Source organism: Mycobacterium sp. MAC_080597_8934 (genome assembly GCF_000523975.1).
GTDB lineage: Bacteria > Actinomycetota > Actinomycetes > Mycobacteriales > Mycobacteriaceae > Mycobacterium > Mycobacterium avium.
Window position 1 is genome coordinate 88,331 of sequence record NZ_JAOS01000052.1, and the last position, 22,152, is coordinate 110,482.

Annotated in this window: 19 protein-coding genes and 1 pseudogene; 12 read left to right on the top strand and 8 right to left on the bottom strand. The window is 70.3% G+C overall.

Annotation, left to right across the window (positions count from 1 at the left end; genetic code table 11):
• The first annotated feature begins 114 nt into the window (after positions 1–114).
• A complete protein-coding gene (locus tag NF20_RS22660; protein ID WP_033712247.1) occupies positions 115–1,251 on the top strand; it encodes a hypothetical protein in 1,137 nt (378 codons plus the stop codon).
• Complete coding sequence (locus NF20_RS22665; RefSeq protein WP_033712250.1) at positions 1,248–2,333, top strand: phosphotransferase family protein; 1,086 nt, start codon at positions 1,248–1,250, stop codon at positions 2,331–2,333. The genes NF20_RS22660 and NF20_RS22665 overlap by 4 nt, the downstream gene beginning before the upstream one ends.
• Before the next feature lie 56 nt (positions 2,334–2,389).
• On the opposite strand, the gene NF20_RS22670 is transcribed toward NF20_RS22665, so the two are convergent.
• Complete coding sequence (locus tag NF20_RS22670; RefSeq protein WP_003874328.1) at positions 2,390–2,767, bottom strand: STAS domain-containing protein; 378 nt, start codon at positions 2,765–2,767, stop codon at positions 2,390–2,392.
• A gap of 447 nt (positions 2,768–3,214) precedes the next feature.
• Here NF20_RS22670 and NF20_RS22675 point away from each other — a divergent pair, with 447 nt between their 5' ends.
• Positions 3,215–4,108 (top strand): fructose bisphosphate aldolase, encoded by an 894-nt coding sequence (locus tag NF20_RS22675; RefSeq protein WP_011726574.1) that lies wholly within the window; start codon positions 3,215–3,217, stop codon positions 4,106–4,108.
• Position 4,109: 1 nt separating this feature from the next.
• Here NF20_RS22675 and NF20_RS22680 read toward each other — a convergent pair whose 3' ends face one another.
• The 4 genes from NF20_RS22680 to NF20_RS22695 form a co-directional block, all read right to left on the bottom strand.
• Positions 4,110–5,177: a DUF190 domain-containing protein gene (locus NF20_RS22680; protein WP_011726573.1), complete on the bottom strand. Its 1,068-nt coding sequence runs from the start codon at positions 5,175–5,177 to the stop codon at positions 4,110–4,112.
• A gap of 16 nt (positions 5,178–5,193) precedes the next feature.
• The gene (locus NF20_RS22685; RefSeq protein WP_011726572.1) at positions 5,194–6,366 is read right to left on the bottom strand and encodes a sulfotransferase family protein; all 1,173 of its coding nucleotides are present in this window, start codon (positions 6,364–6,366) and stop codon (positions 5,194–5,196) included.
• The gene (locus NF20_RS22690) at positions 6,363–7,460 is read right to left on the bottom strand and encodes a DUF1214 domain-containing protein (protein ID WP_023884885.1); all 1,098 of its coding nucleotides are present in this window, start codon (positions 7,458–7,460) and stop codon (positions 6,363–6,365) included. Before NF20_RS22690 ends, NF20_RS22685 begins: the two co-directional genes overlap by 4 nt.
• 77 nt (positions 7,461–7,537) lie before the next feature.
• Positions 7,538–8,122 carry a TetR/AcrR family transcriptional regulator gene (locus tag NF20_RS22695; RefSeq protein WP_003874323.1) on the bottom strand — a complete coding sequence of 195 codons (585 nt, stop codon included), beginning with the start codon at positions 8,120–8,122 and terminating at the stop codon, positions 7,538–7,540.
• 200 nt (positions 8,123–8,322) lie between these two features.
• Here NF20_RS22695 and NF20_RS22700 point away from each other — a divergent pair, with 200 nt between their 5' ends.
• The 3 genes from NF20_RS22700 to NF20_RS22710 are packed head-to-tail and all read left to right on the top strand — an operon-like array spanning position 8,323 to position 12,185.
• Positions 8,323–10,548, top strand: coding sequence for an acyl-CoA dehydrogenase (locus tag NF20_RS22700; RefSeq protein ID WP_033712253.1), 2,226 nt, complete (start codon positions 8,323–8,325; stop codon positions 10,546–10,548).
• A 9-nt stretch (positions 10,549–10,557) separates the two neighbouring features.
• Positions 10,558–11,766, top strand: coding sequence for a thiolase family protein (locus tag NF20_RS22705; protein WP_003874320.1), 1,209 nt, complete (start codon positions 10,558–10,560; stop codon positions 11,764–11,766).
• Positions 11,767–11,771: 5 nt separating this feature from the next.
• Complete coding sequence (locus NF20_RS22710; protein ID WP_009979933.1) at positions 11,772–12,185, top strand: Zn-ribbon domain-containing OB-fold protein; 414 nt, start codon at positions 11,772–11,774, stop codon at positions 12,183–12,185.
• 3 nt (positions 12,186–12,188) lie between these two features.
• Here the strand turns inward: NF20_RS22710 and NF20_RS22715 are convergent, their stop codons facing one another.
• A complete protein-coding gene (locus tag NF20_RS22715) occupies positions 12,189–13,193 on the bottom strand; it encodes a LacI family DNA-binding transcriptional regulator (RefSeq protein WP_033712255.1) in 1,005 nt (334 codons plus the stop codon).
• A 257-nt stretch (positions 13,194–13,450) separates the two neighbouring features.
• Here NF20_RS22715 and NF20_RS22720 point away from each other — a divergent pair, with 257 nt between their 5' ends.
• From NF20_RS22720 to NF20_RS22745, 6 genes and pseudogenes are all read left to right on the top strand, one after another.
• Complete coding sequence (locus NF20_RS22720; protein ID WP_031351906.1) at positions 13,451–14,806, top strand: amidohydrolase family protein; 1,356 nt, start codon at positions 13,451–13,453, stop codon at positions 14,804–14,806.
• Between the two features lie 2 nt (positions 14,807–14,808).
• Positions 14,809–17,139, top strand: coding sequence for a CaiB/BaiF CoA-transferase family protein (locus NF20_RS22725; protein WP_050593713.1), 2,331 nt, complete (start codon positions 14,809–14,811; stop codon positions 17,137–17,139).
• Between the two features lies 1 nt (position 17,140).
• Positions 17,141–17,470: a hypothetical protein gene (locus NF20_RS22730; RefSeq protein ID WP_011726565.1), complete on the top strand. Its 330-nt coding sequence runs from the start codon at positions 17,141–17,143 to the stop codon at positions 17,468–17,470.
• Positions 17,460–18,625 (top strand): annotated as a pseudogene (locus NF20_RS22735) (thiolase family protein). Before NF20_RS22730 ends, NF20_RS22735 begins: the two are co-directional and overlap by 11 nt.
• Positions 18,622–19,053 (top strand): Zn-ribbon domain-containing OB-fold protein, encoded by a 432-nt coding sequence (locus tag NF20_RS22740; RefSeq protein ID WP_009979923.1) that lies wholly within the window; start codon positions 18,622–18,624, stop codon positions 19,051–19,053. The pseudogene NF20_RS22735 and the gene NF20_RS22740 overlap by 4 nt, the downstream one beginning before the upstream one ends.
• On the top strand, positions 19,050–19,700 hold the full coding sequence (locus tag NF20_RS22745) for a PadR family transcriptional regulator (RefSeq protein ID WP_019733366.1): 651 nt from the start codon (positions 19,050–19,052) through the stop codon (positions 19,698–19,700). Before NF20_RS22740 ends, NF20_RS22745 begins: the two co-directional genes overlap by 4 nt.
• Here the strand turns inward: NF20_RS22745 and fadD1 are convergent.
• Positions 19,639–21,279 carry a fatty-acid--CoA ligase FadD1 gene (gene fadD1, locus NF20_RS22750; RefSeq protein ID WP_019733367.1) on the bottom strand — a complete coding sequence of 547 codons (1,641 nt, stop codon included), beginning with the start codon at positions 21,277–21,279 and terminating at the stop codon, positions 19,639–19,641. The two genes, NF20_RS22745 and fadD1, sit on opposite strands and share 62 nt — an antisense overlap.
• 86 nt (positions 21,280–21,365) lie before the next feature.
• On the bottom strand, positions 21,366–22,127 hold the full coding sequence (locus tag NF20_RS22755; RefSeq protein WP_019733368.1) for an SDR family NAD(P)-dependent oxidoreductase: 762 nt from the start codon (positions 22,125–22,127) through the stop codon (positions 21,366–21,368).
• Positions 22,128–22,152 lie beyond the last annotated feature (25 nt).

Consider the following 22,152-nt stretch of genomic DNA (forward strand, 5'->3'; position numbering starts at 1 on the left):
ACGGGATGCGTTGTGCGGCTTGGCTATCGGATCCTCAGCAGCGCGGACAGGGCCGGACCTGTTGACGAAATACCTTGCTGCGCAACCGTATTGCCAGCCCAGAAAGGCCGATTGATGGGGTATTCCGCCGCCGACGAGTCGTTCACCCACCAGCTTCCGACCACCTTCGACCAGGTGCACGACGCCGACCCGACCTGGTCGGATCGCTGTTATTTCTTTGCCGCGGCACCGGACGGCACCATGCTGTTGGCCAGCGGCTACGGTAACAACCCCAACACCGCCAGCGGGCTGGGCTACGTCAAGGTCAGCCTCGCCGACGGCCGGCACTGGGACCTGCTGTCCGGGCGGCCGGTCACCGGCGACGACAGGGGTGAGCTGCGCGCCGGGCCGATGCGCTGGACCTGCGTCGAGCCGCTGAAGAAGTGGCGACTCGACGTCGGGCCCAACAACTCCGGCATCGAATGGGAGCTCTACTACGAGCCCACCGCCCCGATGTGGGAGCTGTTGCCGATGAAGGTGTCCGGCCCGGACGGCCGACTGCTGGCCGACATGTACCACATGAAAGAACCGGGGCGCTGGAGCGGCTGGGTGCGCATCGACGGCCAACGCGTCAGCGTCGACGGCTTCCACGGCGGCCGGGACCGCACCTTCGGGGTGCGGGTCTCCGACCGGATCGACTTCTGGTTGTGGCTGGACGCCGGGTTCGGCGACCACGCCATCGAAGCGTGGGTCATCGAATCCTGCGACGGCACAGTCCTTTACGTCGACGGCGGCATCACCTATGCCGACGGGACGCTGTCCAAACGGTTCGTCAAGATCGAGCACGAGGTGGAATTCGACGGCGAGCGCAAGCGGCCCGTGCGCGCGGTGCTCGTGTTCACCGACGAAGACGGCCGGGCGCACCGGGTGGTCGCCGAGGCGCCCCATCCGCAGGTCAACGCCTACTACGGGCTGCCGATGGCGCACTGCCACTACGAAGACCTGGGCGGCGGCGCCTACTTCATCCATTTCGCTTGGGACAGCAGCGATCCCGAGCAGCTGAGCGAGACCGAGGACAAATCGATGGCGGTCGACCAGCTGATGCGGTTCGAACGCGACGGCCACACCGGTTGGGGCATCTTCGAATTGCTGCTCGGCGGGCGGGGCTATCGTCGCTACCCCAATTGGAGGGCCATGGACATGTCCGCGTTCACCCAGGACAAGACGCCGGTGGACCGTCTGCCGGCCGACGGCGACGGGGCCGACCGGTGACGCTGGGCGCCGAGCGGGAACGACGGCTGACCGGCTGGCTGCGCGGCGTGCTGCCGGACGCCGACGACGTGCGGGTCGAGGGCATCGACCGGGTCAGCTTCGGGCACTCGGCCGAGATGATGACGATGAGCGTCATCGCGGCCCGGCGCGGCCGCGACGAGCGGCGCGACGTCGTGTTGCGGCTGCGGCCCAGCCCGCCGGCGCTGCTGGAGCCCTACGACCTGGCGCGGCAGTTCGGCATCCTGCGCGCCCTGGCCGACACCGACGTCCGGGCGCCGCGGGCGCTGTGGCTGGAACCCACCGGAGACGTGCTCGGCCGGCCGTTCTTGGTGATGGAACGGGTCGCCGGCGAGGTCTACGAGATGCAGCCGCCCGCCGATGCGTCCGATGACACCGTGGCCCGGATGTGCGAGAGCCTGGCCGAACAGCTGGCCGCGATCCACGCCGTCGACCTCACCCGGACCGGACTGGCCACCCTCGACGACGGCGCCGGCCACCTGGATCGCGAACTCGGCCACTGGGCCGCCGAGATGAACCGGGTCAAACGCGGGCCGCTGCCCGCCCTGGAGCGGCTGCACCGGGCGCTGCTTGCCGGTAAGCCTGCGCCGTGCCCGCGCATCACGCTGGTGCACGGCGACGCCAAACCGGGCAACTTCGCCTTCACCGGCGGCGAGGTCAGCGCGGTCTTCGATTGGGAGATGACCACCGTCGGCGACCCGCTCACCGACATCGGCTGGCTGGAGATGCTGTGGATGCAGCCGGTCGGGATCAACAGCCATCCCGCGGCGCTGCCCATCGACGCCCTGCTGGCGCACTACCAGTCGGCCAGCGGCATCGAGCCGGTCAACCGGCCCTGGTATCGGGCCTTCAACGCCTACAAGATGGCGGTCATCTGCCTCATCGGGGCGATGCTCGTCGAGGACGGCCACAGCGACGACCAGAAGCTGGTGCTGGCCGCCTACGGCACCGGGCTGCTGACCAAGGCCGGACTCGCCGAGCTGGGCATCGACGAACCCCTCGACGACGGCCCGGTGCTGCCGCGGCAGGAACGCATCCAGCAGGTGCTGGCCCGCGCCCAGTGATCAGGCATTCGCGTCCGCGCGAACCGGGACCGGTCATCGATCAGCCCCGGCGCGGCTCACGCACCGGACAGGGCGCTCAGCGCGTCGTTCAGGCTCGGGTAGAGCGAGAGCACGCTGTCGATTCCCATCAGTTTGATCGGCCGGCTGGTGGCCGAGCCGTCGGCCACCACCGCGAACTTCGTCGGTGGCTGCAGCTCGGCCTGCGTGGTCACCAGCACGGTCATCCCGGCCGACGCCAGAAACCCGACCTTGGACAGGTCGACGATCAGCGCGGCCGGTTTGGCGGCCAGGGCGGTCTGAATGGCCTCGGCCAGCATCGGCGAGCTGAGCATGTCCACCTCGCCGGAGACGGTGAGCACGACCGCCTGATCTACCTGGTGTTTGCCCACCTCGAAGGGGGTAGGGTCGGCGAGATCGCCGGGTTGTTCGCCCATGGTCCATCACTCACATTCGGTCCCTGCGGGGGACACCGCTAGCTATCGAAAACAGCCACTGCCATATCCGGGGGCTGTTGATTCAACCCCACGGGAACTCGCTCGCCTGCGGGGGAGACGCACCCCGTCGATCTGCGCTGCGAGTGCAGATCCAGCTAACACGCGTTTAGTCAATGGTAGGACACGCGGCGTAGCACGCCCAAAATGCCGGACGGTTTGCGGGCGCCGTCGCCCGATGCCGGGTCCGCCGGCCGCCGGCGCCGACGTTTACCGGACCCGCGGCAGCGGTACCCTCCCGCACGCTCGTCCGGGATGCGGCGAATATGATCGGCACGATCCAAGCTCGAGCGCGCGCGGGCATCTCAAAAGTCGGAGGCCGGGTGCGCCGCGCCGGCGCGGACCATGTGCGGTGTGCCCGTGAGGGCCATGAGGAAGTGGGAGAGTTCAATGTCGAACCAACAGCAAGCGGAGCGGATGACATCGGGCAAAGGGTTCATCGCCGCGCTCGACCAGAGCGGCGGCTCGACGCCCAAGGCGCTGCGCCTGTACGGCATCGAAGACAGCGCGTACTCCTCCGAGAAGGAGATGTTCGACCTCATCCACCAGATGCGGTCGCGGATCATCACCTCGCCGGCGTTCACCGGCGACCGGGTGCTGGCGGCGATCCTGTTCGAGCAGACCATGGACCGCGACATCGAGGGCAAGCCGTCGACCACCTACCTGTGGGAGACCAAGGGCGTGGTGCCCATCCTCAAGATCGACAAGGGTCTGGCCGAAGCGTCCGACGACGTGCAGCTGATGAAGCCGATCCCCGGGCTCGACGAGCTGCTGCAGCGGGCCGTGAGCAAGGGCGTGTTCGGCACCAAGGAACGGTCGGTGATCGGCGGAGCCAACCCGGCGGGCATCGCCGCGGTGGTCGCCCAGCAGTTCGAGCTCGCCCACCAGGTGCTCTCCCACGGGCTGGTGCCGATCATCGAACCCGAGGTCACCATCTCGATCGCCGACAAGGCCAAGGCCGAGGGCATCCTGCGCGACGAGATCACCAAGCAACTCGACTCGGTGCCCGACGGGCAGCGGGTGATGCTCAAGCTGAGCCTGCCCACCGAGGCCAACTTCTACCGCCCGCTGATCGAACACCCCAAGGTGATGCGGGTGGTGGCGCTCTCGGGTGGCTACTCCCGCGAGGAGGCCAACGAGCTGCTGGCCAAGAACGCCGGCCTGATCGCCAGCTTCAGCCGGGCGCTCACCGAGGGCCTCACGGTCGACCAGTCCGACGAGCAGTTCAACGCGACGCTGGACAAGGCGATCCAGTCGATTTACGACGCCTCGGTCGCCGGCTGAGTTAGTAGCGGTGCCGGGCCATCCGCCCGGCGCCGGGTCCGCCGTCGTCGGACACCAGCGCGGGCACCATCTCGCTGGTGACCAGGCCCTCGGCGCCGGTCAATTCGTCGATGACGGCGAAGGATTCGGCGATGTGGGCCGGCGTGTCGACGACGATGGTGACCACGGGCACCCGTCGGGTCAGCGCGAGCAACCCGTCCCCGTGCGGCGGGTGGTCGCCGTGAAAACCCCAGACGCCGCGCAGCACGGTGGCGCCGTCGGCCGCCGTCGCCTGACGCAGCCGCGCCACGATCGCGCGGTGAATCGGCACGCCGCCGTGCCGCGCGGATTCGGAGGTGTACACGGTCAGCTGCTGGAACAGCGGCAGCCCGCGCTCGTCGACGCCGGGCAGGGCGTGCGGCGGCTCCAGCAATCGGCCGTCGCGCTTGCATACCCGGACCCGTTCCAGCGTGAACAGCGGCCGGCGCAGCAGCGCGGCGATCTCGGGCAGCACCCCCCCGATGTGCGCGCCGGATCCGACCACCACGATCATCATCGGCACGTCGACGTTGCGGCCGAAGAAGCTGGCGCGGCGGCGTTCTCCGTGCACGACACCGTCGACGCCCAGCAGCACCGTGGCGCCGGCCAGGCCGCGTCGGTGCAGCAGATCGCAGACCCCGATGTAGGCCGGCGCCCCGTTGACGCGCTGCTTGCGGCCGAGGTAGACGGTCAACTTGACGGCGTCACCCTCGGGCGGCCGCGCCGCGCCGACGTCGGCGTGCAGCAGCCGGGCCCGCTCCAGGGTGACCAGGCCGCGTTGTTTGACGGCCAGCACCTCATCGAGCAGCGCCTCGATCTTGGTCCTGGTGTCGGTCGCGACGATGGCTACCGGGGGATCCTCCGACAGGGTGAGGGACTCGTCGCTGCGCAGCCGGTGGCCGGTGCCGAACCCGCCGATGCCGCGGAGCAGCACCGCGCACTCCACCCGGTGGCGGGCGTACAGGTCCAGCAGGACGTCGGAGACGAAGCGGTTCCCGGCCCGTCTCCGCTCGGCCAGGTAGGTGGTGAGTTTCAGGCAATCGTCGTCCACCGCAGCTCCCGTCGCCTCAGCGCAACGCCTCGGTGGGTACCCCGTAGCGGTCCTGATAGGCGCGCACCCGCTCACGCACCGCACCGGCGTCCAGCCCGGTGTCCGACCAGGTGTAGCGGCTGCGCCCACCGTCGGAGGGATGCGACGCGAGGAATTCGCGCATTCTCTGCTCGGCATCGGGCCGCAGCTCGCGGTCCAGCCGCTCATAGATGTCTTTGATCGTGGTCCACGGGTCCTTCATGAAATCGGCGTACCGCACGTCGATCACGCGCCCGGGCGGCACGGCGCCCCGGTCGCGCAGGGCCATCTCGCGGTCCAGGCCCACGACGATCTCCTCGTAGGACTGCGCCGCGCACTCGGTGATGCTGGACTCGTCGCTACACATCCCGCGCAGGTGATGGGTCAGCGCCGCGATGGAGGAGATGACGTTGAGCGGATCGCGGTGGGTCTGCACGATCAGCGCGTCCGGGTACTCGGCCAGCAGCGCATCCAGCTGCCACAGGTGCGCCGGGGATTTCAGCAACCACTGCCCGGGCACGCCGGACTGCAAGTGCTGCAGGAAAATTCGGTGGAAGCGGTAGGCGCCCGCGTGGTCCGCCTCGTACAGCAGCCAGCGGTAGTAGTTCGGCAGCCGGTACTGCACAGAGAAGATCATGCTGACGAACTCGGCCGCGGTGATGCGCACACACTCCTGCCCGACCAGCGCGCCCATCGGGTGAAAGGCCAGGAACCCGGGCATGATCTGCTCGGACAGGTCGATGCCGGCCTGTGTCCGGGCGATGCGCGGATCGTCGTGATAGGTCTCGGGCCGCGGCACCGGACAGGGCTCGTCGACCTCCCAGGTGAGCGGCGCGCGCAGCGCGGGATCCTGGGCGAGCAGGTCGTAGAGGATCGTCGTCCCGGTGCGCGGCTGGCCGACGATGAAGATCGGGGCGCTGATCTTCTGCTCGGCCACCTCGGGATGTGCTTTGCGCCAAGCGATTACGTTGAGCCGGTTCTTCAGCGCCCGCATGATGTCCAGGTGAGCGATCTCGACGCCGATGTCGGACAGCCGCGCGTCGTTGATCAGCCCGTCGGTGAGGCGGTGCAGCCCGGGCCGCCAGCCCTCGGCGCCGAAGTCGTCGCTGCCGGCCTCCTCACAGGCGGCGGCGATCAGCCGTTCCGGGGCGAACCGGTCCTGCAGGCTCACGGTCGCTCCCGCGCTTCGCGCACCGACACCGCGACCTCGGGCGGGCTCGGGTTGTCCAGCCAGCGCAGCACGACGAAGCCGCGATGCCGGCCGCCGGTGTCCAGCCAATGGCCAAACCCGAAGTCCCGCGCGGAGATCGCGATGCGCACCCGTCCGTCCGCGTCCGGCCGCACGCCGCGGTTCGTCACCGAGCTGTGCCGGCGGCGCGGCTCCAGGCATTCGTGCCAGATGCTTTCCAGCGTGACGTTCCAATACCGGGTGTCGGGCGGCGCGATGTCGAGCACCAGGGCCTGGCCGGGGTCGAGCCGGAAGGTGCCCATCATGTACAGGTTGTCCGGGGTGGTGTCGGCCTCGCCCAGGTCGGCGGCCTGGGCGGTCAGCAACGTGTTGGGGGATTGCAGCAGTTCGGGTTTGATGGTGCGGTGCAGCGTCGCGAGCTTCATCAACGACCATGCCATCGCGGTGAACTGGTCGGCGAGCTGCTCGTCGGTGAGCGGCGTCAGCGGGCCGGGGTCCAGCGCCTCGATGCGCAGGGCGGCCAACTGCTCGGCGGCCCGATCGCCGATGTATTCCCGGACCACCACCGACGACGCATCCGGCGGGATCTTCACCCACTGGGCGCCGGCCGGATCCGACGGCTCGTCGGCCGACAGCAGCAGCGCGAATTCCCCTGCCTCCGAGGCCAAGTCGGCGTCGCTGAGATAACCGGCCATCCGCCGCGGGGTGAGCCCGGTGCCGGCCAGGATCTGAAAACCCAGGTACGCGCTGGTTCCCCGGGTGCCGGTGATCCGGTAGCGGCGGTCCCCGCGGATCATCGCCAGGTAGTAGTTGCCGTCCGGGTTGGGGCCGCCGACCATCCGGTTGTCCGAACACATATCGAAGAACGACGGCCGCTCCGGGTCGGCCTCGACCGTCATCTGCGCACACAGTGACGACACCCGCGCCACCACGCGCAGCCCCTCGGCCAGTTCCCGTTCGGTCTCGGCGTCCTCGGTCACGATCGCGGTGACGTCGGCGAGCATGCGCTGGAAGAACTGCCACGCGTCGCGCGCCTTGGGAGCGGCCTGATCGGGCGAACCGGGGGTGTGGACCACCGCCTCATGCTAGGACCATTCGGTTGCGGCACACGCCGGATCGGCGAATCCGCCGCGCCGCCAAGGCCGTCCGGGCGTCAGCCTGCGGTCAGGGCGGCCACGATGAGCCGGGTGGTGTGTTCCGCCCGGCGGCGCGAATAGCGTTGCGCGCCGGACAGAATCGGATACACCACACCACCGACGATGGCGTCCGCGGCCGATTCGGCGGTGGCCGCGTCCACGCCCTCGGCCAGCAATCGGGCCCGCACGCTGTCGTGCAGCGGCGCGCTGAACCCGGCGCGCAGTTTGACCGCGGTGTCCTCGTGCTCCATGCACGCCACGGTCAGGGTGCGCAGCATGGCCGAACCGCGCGGCGTCGTGAGGCTGGTGACCAGCTTGCCCACCCAGCCGACCAGGTCGGCGGCCAGATCGCCGCTGTGCTCGACGGACGCGAGCAGCCTGTCGGCGTCTTCCAGCATCACGTCGGCGACCAGTGCGGGACGGGTGGGCCACCAGCGGTAGATGGTCTGCTTGCCCACCCCGGCGCGGGCGGCGACCGCCTCGATGGTCAGCCCGTCGAACCCCCGCTCCAGCAGCAGTTCCCGGGTCGCGGTGACGATCGCGGTGCGCGACTTCTCGCTGCGTCTCCGCGGCGCGGCGGGCCCGTTGGGATCGGTTGGCATCTGGTGGTCCTCGCTTCTGCGGATCCGCAGTCGGCGCCCGCTCGCCGGGGATCGGGCGCGCTTTACATATCCTGACCCGCCCCGGTAGTCTGCCACAAGACGAGACGGTCCGTCTTGCGAAAGGTGCGGCGGGTCGCCGCCAGCGGAGTCGAGAGGAATCGGTCGGTGCGGCCATCGCCAGTGACAGTGCGGCCGTCCTCATGACCCTGGGGTTGAGTCCGGAGCAGCAGGAGCTCGGCGACGCCGTCGGGCAGTTCGCCGCCCGCAACGCTCCCATCGCCGCCACCCGGGACAGCTTCGCCGAGCTCGCCGCGGGCCGGCTGCCGCGATGGTGGGACAGCTTGGTCGCCAATGGTTTTCACGCCGTGCACCTGCCCGAGGAGCTGGGCGGTCAGGGCGGCCGGCTGATGGACGCCGCCTGCGTGCTGGAGTCGGCCGGCAAGTCGCTGTTGCCCGGTCCGCTGCTGCCGACGGTGGCCGCCGGCGCGGTCGCGCTGCTGGCCGACCCGGCACCGGCCGCGCGGTCGGTGCTGCGCGACCTCGCCGCCGGCGTCCCCGCGGCCGTCGTGCTGCCCGGCGACGGTGACCTGCATGCCGGGGCCGGCGACGGGCACTGGCTGCTCAGCGGCGCCTCGGAGGTCACCGCGGGGGTGTGCGCGGCGCGCATCGTCCTGGTCGGCGCGCGGACCCGGGACGGCGAGCTGGTGTGGGCGGCGGTGGACACCGAAAAGCCCACGGCCACAGTCGAACCTATTTCCGGGACCGACCTCGTCGCCGACGCCGGGGTGCTGCGGCTGGACAACCACCGCGTCCTGGACTCCGAGGTGCTCACCGGCATCGACCCCGAGCGCGCCCGCTGCGTGGTCCTCGGGCTGGTCGCCGCCACGACCGCCGGGGTGATCCAGTGGTGCGTGCAGGCCGTCACCGCCCACCTGCGGATCCGCGAGCAGTTCGGCAAGGTGATCGGAACCTTCCAGGCCCTGCAGCACAACGCGGCGATGCTGTTGGTCAGCAGCGAGCTGGCCACCGCGGCGGCCTGGGACGCGGTCCGCGCCGGCGACGAATCGCTCGACCAGCACCGCATGGCCGCCGCCGGCGCGGCGGTGATGGCGATCTCGCCCGCCCCGGACCTGGTGCTCGACGCGTTGACGATGTTCGGCGCCATCGGCTTCACCTGGGAACACGACCTGCACCTGTACTGGCGGCGCGCCATCAGCCTGGCCGCCTCGATCGGGCCGGCCAACCGCTGGGCCCGCCGGCTCGGCGAGCTGACCTGCACCCGGCAGCGCGACATGGCGGTCAACCTGGGCGACGCGGAATCGGAGTTTCGCGCCAAGGTAGCCGAAACCCTCGATGCCGCATTGGAATTACGCAACGACCAGCCCGGCCGCCAGGGCGACTACCCGGAATTCGAGACGGGGCCGCAGCGCACGCTGATCTCCGATGCCGGCCTGATCGCGCCGCACTGGCCCAAGCCCTGGGGTCTGGACGCCGGCCCGCTGCGCCAGCTCATCATCGACGACGAGTTCGCCAAGCGGCCCGCACTGGTTCGGCCGTCGCTGGGCATCGCCGAATGGATCCTGCCCTCGGTGATCCGCGCCGCGCCGAAAGACCTGCAGGAGAAGCTGATACCGCCGACGCTGCGCGGCGAGATCGCGTGGTGCCAGCTGTTCAGCGAACCCGGCGCCGGCTCGGACCTAGCCGCGCTTTCCACCCGGGCCACCAAGGTCGACGGCGGCTGGACCATCAACGGCCACAAGATCTGGACGTCGGCCGCCCACCGGGCCGACTACGGCGCCCTCCTGGCCCGCACCGACCCGCAGGCCGGCAAGCACCGCGGCATCGGCTATTTCGTCGTCGACATGCGCTCCGCCGGGATCGAGGTCCAGCCGATCAAAACCGCCACCGGTGACGCGCATTTCAACGAGGTGTTCCTCACCGATGTCTTCGTGCCCGACGACATGCTGCTGGGCGAACCGACCGGGGGCTGGAACCTCGCAATCGCCACCATGGCCGAAGAACGCTCGGCCATCAGCGGTTACGTCAAGTTCGACCGCGCGGCCGCACTGCGCCGGCTGGCGGCCCAACCGGGGCCGGACCGCGACGACGCGCTGCGCGAGCTCGGCAGGCTGGACGCCTACACCAACGCGATCAAGGCGCTGGGAGTGCGCGAGACCATCCGGCTGCTCGACGGCCAGGCGTCCGGGCCGGCGTCCAGCATTGCCAAGGTGGCGATGAATGTGCTGCTGCGACGGACATTCGAGGCCACGCTGCAGCTGACCGGGCGACTGGCGATGGCTGCCGACTCCGACCCCGCCGTCGTCGAGCCGTATCTGCATCTGCCCGCCGAACTGATCGGCGGGGGCACCCGCGAGATCCAGCTCAACATCATCGCGCAGATGATCCTCGGACTACCCCGAAAGTAGGTTGCGCACATGGGATTACGCGGGGAAGCCGCGATCGTCGGATATGTGGAGCTGCCGCCGGAGCGGCTCAGCAAGGCCTCGCCGGCGCCGTTCGTGCTGGAGCAGTGGGCCGAGCTGGGCGCGGCGGCACTGCAGGACGCCGGGCTGCCCGGCGAGGTGGTCAACGGGATCGTCGCCTCGCACCTGGCCGAGTCCGAGATCTTCGTGCCCTCCACCATCGCCGAATACCTGGGCGTGGGCGCACGATTCGCCGAGCACGTCGACCTGGGCGGGGCCAGCGCCGCGGCCATGGTGTGGCGCGCGGCCGCCGCGATCGAGCTCGGCATCTGCGACGCCGTGCTGTGCGCACTGCCCGCCCGCTACATCACGCCGTCGTCGAAGAAGAAACCCCGGCCGATGGTCGACGCGATGTTCTTCGGCTCGTCGAGCAACCAATACGGTTCTCCGCAAGCCGAATTCGAGATCCCGTACGGCAACCTCGGCCAGAACGGCCCGTACGGCCAGGTGGCCCAGCGCTACGCCGCGGTCTACGGCTACGACGAGCGGGCGATGGCCAAGATCGTCGTCGACCAGCGGGTCAATGCCAACCACACCGACGGGGCGATCTGGCGGGACACGCCGCTGACCGTCGAGGACGTGCTGGCCAGCCCGGTCATCGCCGACCCGCTGCACATGCTCGAGATCGTCATGCCCTGTGTCGGCGGGGCCGCCGTCGTGGTCGCCAACGCGGACCTGGCCAAGCGGGCGCGTCATCGCCCGGTGTGGGTCAAGGGATTCGGCGAACACGTGCCGTTCAAGACCCCGACCTACGCCGAGGACCTGCTGCGCACCCCGATCGCCGCGGCCGCCGACACCGCGTTCGCCATGACCGGCCTGAGCCGTGCCCAGATGGACATGGTGTCGATCTACGACTGCTACACCATCACGGTGCTGCTGTCGCTGGAAGACGCCGGCTTCTGCGAGAAGGGCAGGGGCATGGAGTTCGTCGCCGACCATGACCTCACCTTCCGCGGCGACTTCCCACTCAACACCGCCGGCGGCCAATTGGGTTTCGGCCAAGCGGGTTTGGCTGGCGGCATGCACCACGTCTGCGACGCCACCCGCCAGATCATGGGCCGCGCCGGCGCGGCGCAGGTCCCCGACTGCAACCGGGCCTTCGTGTCCGGCAACGGCGGGATCCTGTCCGAGCAGACCACACTCATCCTCGAGGGAGACTGATCGCAATGACCACCTTCGAGCGGCCGATGCCCGTCAAAACGCCCACCACCGCGCCGTTTTGGGATGCGCTGGCGCAGCATCGCATCGTCATCCAGTACTCGCCGTCGCTGCAGTCCTACGTGTTCTACCCGCGGGTGCGCGCGCCCCGCACCCTGGCCGACGACCTGGAATGGCGGGAGATCTCCGGGATGGGGACGCTGTACTCCTACACGGTGGCCCACCGGCCGGTCAGCCCGCACTTCGCCGACGCGGTGCCGCAGCTGCTGGCCATCGTCGAATGGGACGAGGGCCCAAGGTTTTCCACCGAAATGGTGAACGTTGACCCGGCCCAGCTGCGGGTCGGGATGCGGGTGCAGCCGGTGTTTTGCGACTACCCCGAGCACGACGTCACGCTGCTGCGCTACCAGCCCGCGGACTGAGCTTCAGGTCGACGATCGCACCACCAGACGCGCGATGTCGGTCAGCTCGGGCGAGGGCGGGGTGGCATGCCCCAGCCGCTCGAAGACCGCCGCCAGCGCCGCGTCGGCCACCGCGCAGGGATCGAATTGCACGGTGGTCAACGGCGGCGTGCTGACCATGCCCATCGGGCTGGCGTCGACGCCCATCACCGCCACGTCGCCCGGGCAGCGCAGCCCCGCCTGATGGATGCCGTACAGGACGAGGCAGGCGATCTCGTCGCTTTGGGCGCACACGGCGGTCACCCCGTCGCGCACCCAGGCGCTGACCACCGACGCGGCGGTGTCCAGGGTGACCTCGTCGGCGCGCACCGGCGGCAGGCCGCGCAACCGCGCCGCCCGCGATACGCCTTCGAACCAGTAGTCGCCCAGCGGCCGCCAGCGGGCAATCCCGGTGTAGGCGAACGCGATTCGTCGATGCCCTCGCTCGACGAGGTGCGCAATCCGCATCTCGCCGACCGACAGGTGCGGGTCGTTGAGCGCGGGCAGGGTGCCGATCTCGATGTGCGGGATGCCGGCTTCGGTCACCGCCCGGCGGGCCGCGGCGCTCAGGGGGAACAGGCTGGTGACCGCGACGGGGTCCAGGTTGGCGATGGCGTCGACCACGTGCTGGTCGTCGTCGGTCTCGAAAACCTGCACCTGCAGCAGACCCTCGCGGGCCAGGGCGGTGGTCATGCGACTGCCGGCCTGCATCGGCATCTCGCCCACGGCCACGTGCGGGACCACGTAGAGCACCACGCCGCTCTTGCCGCGCGCGAGGTTGCGGGCGGCGAGGTTGGGCCGGTAGCCGAGCAGTTTGGCGGCCCGGTACACCGCGTCGCGGGTGTCGGGCGAGATGCGGCGGCCCCGCGCGTTGTTCAGCACGTAACTGACGGTGGCGGTCGACACGCCGGCCAGCCGGGCCACGTCGGCGGTGGTCGGACGCGCCGCCTTGTTGCTGCTCGAATTTCCGTTACCTTGCGGCCCGGTCATGCCTCATGGTGGCATGCCCGGGCGCCCGCGCGGCGCGGCCTGCCGCGACCGCCCGCCAACGTGGGGACTAATAGTCCCAAAGATGACGGGCCTGCGCGCTCCCGGCCGACCCGCGGGCGCGCCGCCGTTCCGGCGGAAATCGCCGGCCCTGCCGGGCGATACGGCGGCGCGTTGGGAGGCGTGACGCGACGGCCGCCGTTGACACTGCGAGCGGCGCCATTGTCTACTAGTCATAGTCGGTGACCGAGGAGCACGGCATGAACAAGGACGATCTGATCCTGATCAGCGTGGACGACCACATCGCCGAGCCGGCCGACATGTTCGACGCCCACGTCCCCGCCAAGTACAAGGACCGCGCGCCGCGGGTGGTCGTCGAGCCCGACGGCATCCAGCAGTGGTACTACGGCGACATCCGCGGACGCAACATGGGCCTGAACGCCGTGGCGGGCAAGCCGCGCGAGATGTACAACATCGACGCCAGCCGCTACGACGAGATGCGGCCGGGCTGCTTCAACGTCGACGAGCGGGTCCGCGACATGAACGCCGGCGGCCAGCTGGCGGGCCTGAACTTCCCCAACTTCACCGGGTTCTCCGGCCAGGTGCTCAACCAGGGCCCGGACCGCGAGGTCAACCTGGTGATGATCAAGGCCTACAACGACTGGCACATCGACGAGTGGTGTGCCGCGTACCCGGGCCGGTTCATCCCGTGCGGCATCCTGCCGCTGTTCGACGTGGCCGAGGCCGCCAAGGAGGTCAACCGCTTGGCCGCCAAGGGATGTCACGCGGTGACGTTCTCGGAGAACCCGGAAGCGTTGCAGATGCCCAGCATTCACACCCGGTATTGGTACCCGTTGTTCGAGGCGGTCTGCGAGAACAAGACGGTGCTGTGCACCCACGTGGGCTCGGCGTCGCGGTCCCCGCAGGTGTCGACCGACGCCCCGCCCAGCGTGCAGATGACCGCCTCGTCGATGATGAGCATGTTCACCTTCACCGAGCTGATCTGGGCGCAGTTCTGGGCGGACTTCCCGGAGCTGAAATTCTCCCTCACCGAGGGCGACGTCGGCTGGATACCGTACTTCCTGTGGCGGGCCGAGCACGTCTACAACCGCCATTCGGGCTGGACGCTGGCCACCTTCCCGCCCGGCTACAGCGGCCCCACCGACGTGTTCAAACGACACTTCTACACCTGCTTCATCAGCGACAAAGTCGGTGTGCGCAACATGGATTGGTTCAACGAGGACATGCTGTGCTGGGAGTCCGACTTCCCGCACTCCGACAGCAACTGGCCGTTCGCGCCGGAGGACGTCATCGACACCATGGGCCACCTCGACGACGCGGTGATCAACAAGATCACCCACGAAAACGCCATGGCCGCCTACTCATTCGACCCGTTTCGGCACATCCCGAAGGAGCAGGCCCGGGCCGGTCACCTGCGCGCCCAGGCGACCGACGTCGACGTGGTCACCCACGTCGGGCACCGGGCCAGCCAGCGCGACCGCGACGCGTGGACGAGGATGACGCAATTCGCCCTGCAGGCCCAGGCGTCGGCCCAGGCGCCGGTGACGGTCGAGGCGGCCGGGATCGCCGGCCGCGCCACCACATTGGGCAACTGAGCGTGGGCCCGGCGCCGTTCGCGCACTGGCGCGTGCTGGAGTTCAGCAACGGCCTGGCGGTCTCCTACTGCGGCAAGATGTTCGCCGACGCCGGCGCCGACGTGGTGAAAGTGGAGTCCCCCCAAGGGGATTCGATGCGCCGCTGGTCGGCGGGCGGGCCGCCCGGGGCGCTGTTCGGCTATCTGGCTGCCGGCAAGAGGTCGGTGGTCGGCCGCGGCCGGGCCGAGGTCGCGGCGCTGCTGGCCGGCGCCGACCTGGTGCTCACCGACCTCACCGACGGCTGGACGCTGGACGAAATCACCGGGCGCACCGGGCCTTCGGCGGTGGTAATGGCAATCACCCCGTTCGGCACCACCGGCCCCTACGTCGACCAGCAGGTGGTGGCCAACGAGTTCATTCTGCAGGCGCTGTGCGGGTCGATCGCCGGGCGGGGCTGGCCGGGCGACGAGCCGGTGCAGGCCGGCGGCCGGCTGGGCGAATGGCTGGCGGGCACGTTCGCCGCGGCGGCCGCGGCGGCGACCGCCCGGCATGCGGCCCGCACCGGCCGCGGCGAGGTGATCGACGTCTCGACTTACGAGGCCATGGTGATCGCCATGGGCGGTCTGTCCGCCATGTCGGCGAGCGTGCTGGGGGCCGATTCGCTGCTGCACGAACGCAGTTTGGAGCTGCCCTCGATCGTCCCCACCGCCGACGGCATGGTCGGCTTCTGCACCATCACCGCCCAGCAGTTCCAGGATTTTCTGGTGATGATCGACCGCGCCGACCTCGTCGACGACGCCGAGCTGGCATCCTTCGCCGGCCGCGTCGCGCGCCGCGACGAATTCCTGGACATGGTCAGCGGGTGGACCCGCACCCGCACCACCCAGGAGATCGTCGACCTGGCGGTGGCGTTCCGAATCCCGGTGGCGCCCATCGCCACTCCCGAGACACTGCCCAAGCTGGACCACTTCGTGCAACGCGGCGTGTTCGTCGAGTCCCCGGCCGGTGTGCTGGCGCCGCGGGTGCCCTACCGCAGCGACGCCATCACCACCCGGCCGCCGTCGGAGCCGCCGGCGTTGGGCGCCGACAACGGGCGGGTGCACTGGCCGCCCCGGCCCGAGCCGGCCCGCGGCGAGGACGCCGGCACCCTTCCGCTGTCCGGCATCCGGGTCACCGACCTCACCGCGTTCTGGGCCGGCCCGGTCGCCACCCAACTGCTGGGCGCCCTGGGCGCCGACGTGATCAAGATCGAGGGAGTGCGCCGGCCGGACGGCATGCGGTTCTCCGCGGGCCGCCCGCCCGACTGGGACCAGTGGTGGGAGTGGGGCCCGGTCTTCCTGTGCAGCAACAACAACAAGCGGGGCATCAGCGTCGACCTGGGCACCGAGGCGGGACGGAGCATCGCGCTAGGGCTCATTGCCGCAAGCGATCTCGTCGTCGAGAACTTCTCGCCCCGGGTGATGGCGAACTTCGGCCTGGAATGGGACGCGGTGCGCGCGGCCAACCCGCGCGCCGTCATGATCCGGATGCCCGCCTTCGGCCTGGACGGCCCGTGGCGCGATCGGGTCGGATTCGCCCAGACCATGGAGCAGGCGACGGGCATGGCCTGGATGACCGGACACCCCGACGGCCCGCCGGTGATTCCGCGCGGCGTCTGCGACCCGATCGCCGGCCTGCACGCCGCTTTCGCGGCAGTGGCCGCGCTGACCGTCCGCGACCGCGAGGGCACCGGCATGCAGGTGGAAGCGACCATGGTGGAGGCGGCGCTGAACGTGGCGGCCGAGATGCTGGTCGAATACTCGCGCAACGGAATCGCGCTGCGCCGCAATGGAAACCGAGGACCAGGCGCCAGCCCGCAGGGCGTGTACCGGTGCCGCGGTGACGACGCGTGGGTGGCGCTGGCGGCGCTGGACGACACCGCCCGCGCGTCGCTGGCCCGGCTGCTGGGCCGCGCGGAGCCGGGCGACACCGGCTGGGACGAGCACGCCGACGACGTCGACAAGCTCATCTCGGACTGGGCCGCGGGCCGTACGGTGGCCGACGCGGTGGACGCGCTGCGCGCCGCCGGGGTGGCCGCCGCGCCCGTCACACCGGCCGCGGCGCTGCTGGCCGACCCGCAGCTGCACGCCCGCGGCTTCTGGGAGACCGTCGATCATCCCGTCGCCGGCTCCTTCCTGTGTACCGGAATGCCTTTCGCGTTCCTCGGCAAACCGCGGCGCTGGCTGCGCCGGGTGCCGCCGCGCTACGGCGAGCACACCGCCGAGGTGCTCACCGAGCTGCTGGGGCACAGCGACGCCGACCTGGCCGAGCTGCGGGCGTCGGGAACCATCAGCGACCGGCCGGCGGGCCTGTGACATGGCGGTCAGCCTGTGCGTGCCGCCCCGCGCCGGCGAGTTGTGCGCAGCGGTGCGCTTCCTGGTGCGCCGGGACTCGGTGGTGATCGAGCTGACTGCCCGGCACCGCATCACCGGCGTCGAGTGGGACCCCGATGAGCGGGCGGTGGCGATGGTCGTCGAGATCACCGACCCGCAGACGGCCCGACCGGTGGACGTGCGGATCGACGTCCTGGCCAAGGGCGCGCCCCGAGCGGATTCCCGCTGCACACTGATCGGCGAAATCGACCGCGACGGAACACGATTCGACGTCGTGGGCACCTATCTCGGAGTGGTGGCGGATGAGAACTAGACCGGCGAAGCGCACCGCGGCGATCGTCGGCGTGCACAACACCCGGCAAGGCCGGCGCCTGGACGGGGAAACGTCACGCAGCCTGGCGCTCAAGGCCATTCGGGGCGCCCTCGACGACGCCGGGCTGTGCCTCGACGACGTCGACGGGATCAGCGCCGGCCCGCTGTCCACCGCGCTGATCTACGACCTGCGACTGGGCCCGGCGTGGCAGGGGCTCGGGTTCGGGGTCGGCATGATCACCGAGGCGGCCACCGCCATCGAGCACGGCATGGCCGAGGTGGTGGTGCTGGTCGCGGCCCAGGCCGGTGAATACCGCGACCACGAGGCCACCGCGCCGTGGACCCGGCCGGAGAACGAATTCGTCGCCCCCTGGGGCATGTTCACCACCGCCGAGTTCGCGCTCATCGCGCGCCGGCACATGCACGTCTACGGCACCACCCGCGAACAACTCTCGACGGTGGCGGCCACCATCCGCAACAACGGGTCACGCAACCCCGAGGCCGTCTACTACCGACGGGGCCCGTTCACGCCGGACGACATCACCGCGTCGCGGCCCATCGCCGACCCGTTCCACCTGCTGGACTGCGCGACCACCTCCGAGGGCGGCTGCGCGCTGGTGCTGGCCAACCTCGAAAAGGTCGACACCGCAAGCCAACCCATCTACGTGCTGGGCAGCGGCGCGGACTTCCACGGCCCGTCCTACCAGCACCCGCCGGCCTACGACCTGGCGGCCGGCGCGGCGGCGACGTGAACGGCGTGGTGGGCCGGCGGGCCGCCGACTGCGCCTTCGCCCACGCCGGGCTGCGCCGCGACGACGTCGACGTGCTCGAACTCTACGACCCGTTCTCCTTCGAAATCATCCGCCAGCTCGAGGCATTCGGGTTCTGCGGGGACGGTGAAGGCGGGCCGTTCGTCGCCGACGGGCACATCGCCCTCGACGGCAGCCACCCGGTCACCACCGACGGAGGAACCATGTCGTTCAGCCACGCGGGCTCCAATCCGCAGATGATGCAGCGGGCGATCCGGGCCGTGCAACAGCTGCGCGGCCAGGCCGGCGAGCTGCAGGTCCCCGACGCCCATATCGCCTTGTGCAGCAACGGGGGAGCCGGTGCACTGTTCACCACCGTGCTGATCCTGGGGGACGAGCCGCGGTGACCGCCGAGCCGTTGCGGCCCCAGACCGGGCCGGTGCCGCACGCCAGCAGCCCGCTGAGCGTGCCGTTCTGGGAGGGCTGCCGGTCACGGCAGCTGCGCTATCAGCGGTGCCGCGCTTGCGATCTGGCCAACTTCCCGCCGACCGAGCATTGCCGCCAGTGCCTTTCGGACGACATCGGCTGGCAGCAGAGCGGCGGCCGCGGCGAGATCTACAGCTGGACCGTGGTCCATCGGCCGGTGACCGCGGAGTTCACCCCGCCCTACGCGCCGGCCATCATCACCCTGGACGAGGGCTACCAGATGCTCACCAACGTCGTCGGCGTGCCGCCGGGCGACCTGCGCGTCGGGCTGCGGGTGCGGGTGCAGTTCCACACCGTCGCGGCCGACGTGACGCTGCCGTACTTCACCGCCGAGACGGACGGTTCGTGAGCCCCCGAACCAGCAACGGGCTGCCGGTCACCGCCTACCTGGTGCTCGGCGTGCTGGCGGCCAACGACGAGCGACTCACCGCCGGTGAGATCAAGATGCGCGCCGAACTGTCGGTCGGCCACTTCTACTGGTCGCCGTCGGTCAGCCACGTGCGCCGCGAACTGACCCGGCTGCTGGCCCGCGGCATGGTCGCCCAGACCGGCGCGCAATCCGGCAAGCGGGCCATCACGTTGTACGAGACCACCGACGCCGGGCGCGACGCGCTGCGCCGCTGGGTGCAGCATTTCCCGGGGCAGGACCAGGTGGTGATCAAACACCCCGTCATCCTCAAGACCTGGCTGGCCCGCGGCGAGGATCCCGAACGCATCGTCGACACCCTGGAACGGCATCTGGACGCCACCCGGGCCCGGCTCGACGAGGCGCTGTGGTCGCGGCGGCGGTCGCAGGAACTCGGCATCACCGAGGACCCGGAGCAGCGGTTCTCCTTCGCCGTGCTGGACTACGCGATCCGCGGGCTGTACGCCGAGATCTCCAACATCTCCCAGCTGCGCGACGAGATCGCCGGCGGCACCAACCGCGACCCGGTCAAACGGGTGCGACGGTCGAAGGGGCAGATCCGTCGCCGGGCACCCCGCAGTCCGGGCTAGCCACCACCGTGTAGGCGGTGCCGCGCGGCTCGCGCTCCCAGAGCACCTCGCCGGCGGCTACCGCGGTGCCCTGCGAGATCAGTTGGCGTTTCAGCACTTTGTGGGTGGCGGTGCTGGGCAGGTCGGCGGCGATGCGGACATAGCGCGGCCGGGCCTTGGGGGACAGGTCGGGCTGTGCGTCCAGGAACGCCTCGAACGCGGCCGGGGTCAGGGTTTCCCCGTCGTTGAGGACGACGGCGGCCATCACCTGATCGCCGACATGCCCGTCCGGCACGGCGTACACCGCGACACGGTTGATCGTGCTGTGCCGCAACAGGATTCGTTCGATGGGGGCGGCCGCGAGGTTCTCGCCGTCCACCCGCATCCAGTCGGCGGTGCGGCCGGCCAGGTAGATCCAGCCGTCGGCGTCGCGGTAGGCCAGGTCGCCGGACCAGTACATGCCGTGCCGCATGCGCTCGGCGTTGGCGTCGGGGTCGTTGTAGTAGCCGGTGAAGAAGCCGGAACCGGCGGTGTTCACCAACTCGCCCACCGCTTCGTCGGCGTTGATCAGGGCGCCGTCGGCATCGAACCGGGCGACAGGGCATTCGGTGACGGTGTCGCTGTTGTAGATCGCCACCCCGTCGATGCCCCGGCCGATCGAGCCCCTCGGCGTGCCGGGTTCGCGGATCACGATGACGGCGTTCTCGGTCGACCCGAAGCCGTCCTCGACCTGCACACCGAACCGGCGGCCGAACTCCTCGATGTCCTTGTCGTTGGCCTCGTTTCCGAACGCCACCCGCAGCGGGTTGTCGGCATCGTCGGCGCGCTCCGGGGTGGCCAGCACGTAGGCCAGCGGTTTGCCGACGTAGTTCATGTAGGTGGCGCCGTAGCGGCGGATGTCGTCGAGGAAGTTGCGCGCCGAGAATTTCGCCGGCACGATCGCGGCCCCCGAGCACACCGCGGGCGCCCATCCCGCGACCACCGCGTTGGAGTGAAACAGCGGCATCGACACGTAGCAGGTGTCGTGTTCGGTGAGCCCGAAGCGCTGCACCAGATTGCTCCCCGCGAACACCGCCATCAAATGGGATACCTGCACCGCCTTAGGGTTTCCGCTGGTGCCCGAGGTGAATATCATCATGAACGGGTCCATCGCGGCGACCTCCCGATGCGGGGTCAGCTCCCCGGCGGCGTCGACGAACCCCGCCCAGTCCGGCGTCGAGGTGTCCAGGATCTGCGTGCCGGCAAGGTCCAGTCCGTCCAGCAGCGGCCGGTGCTCGGCGTCGGTCACCACGAACTGGCAGTCGGCCCGGCGAACGTCGGCGGCCAGCGCCTCGCCGCGCCGGGTGGTGTTCAGCCCGCACAGCACGTAGCCGCCGAGGCCGGCCGCCGCCATCTGGCTCAACATCTCGGGGGTGTTGCCCAGCAGGGTGCCGACGTGCATCGGCCGTCCCGGGTCGGCGGCGCCCAGCAGGGCCGCGGCCCGGGCCGCCGCGCCTCGCAGATACTGGGCCCAACTCCATTGCGTGTCACCGTATTTCACCGCGACACCGGGGTCGGACCACCGTTTGCGCAGCAGCGCCTGGATCGTGTCCTCAGCCATCGGTCGGCCCCACCTTCACTATGCCTGCCCTGCGAGACGAGACGGTCCGTCTTATAGTAGCGGCCGAGCGGCGGCGGGCGGGCGGGCTATCCGCCCACCATCATCAGGCCGCCGTCGACGGCCAGCAGTTGTCCGGTGATGAAGCCCGACCCCGGCCCGGCCAGGAACACCAGCATCGGCCCGAGGTCGCGGGCCGGCTCGCCCAGCGCGCCACCCAGCGGGATCATCATCTGCATCTGCTGGTCGATCAGCGCGGCGGCGTCCGGGCCGAGGAACGCGCGGAGCCGGTCGGCGCCCGGCGTCTGCACCGCCGGGGCAAGGGCGTTGACGGTGACGTGGTCGGCGGCCCAGGCCTTGGCCGCCGAGCGGGTCCAGGCCTGCACCGCACCCTTGGTCGCGGCGTAGACGGCCGAAATCGGGCTGCCCATAACGGCTTCCGAGGAGCCGAAGTTGATGATCCGGCCGCCCTTGGGGTCTTGGGCCTTCATGGCGGCGTGGGCGGCCTGATTGGTCATGATGGTCGCCTTGACGTTGGTGTCCAACAGAAACGAGATGTCATCGGCGCCGATGCAGCCGGGTATCCCCGGCTGCCACAGCCCCGCGGCGTGCACCAGCACATCGAGCCCACCCAGGTGCTCGGCGGCCCGGTGGACCAGGACCGAGACGGCGTCGGCGTCGCGCGCGTCGCACTGCAACCAGTGCGCCGTCAGATCCGGCGGCGGTGGCGTCGCGTGATAGGTCGCGACGACGTCGGCGCCCGCGTCGGTGAGGACGCTGACGGCGGCCGCGCCGATACCGGTGGCGGCGCCGGTCACCAGGATCCGCCGGCCCCGCAGCTCGTCTGTCACGCCCGCGAGCGTAACCCCACGGCGA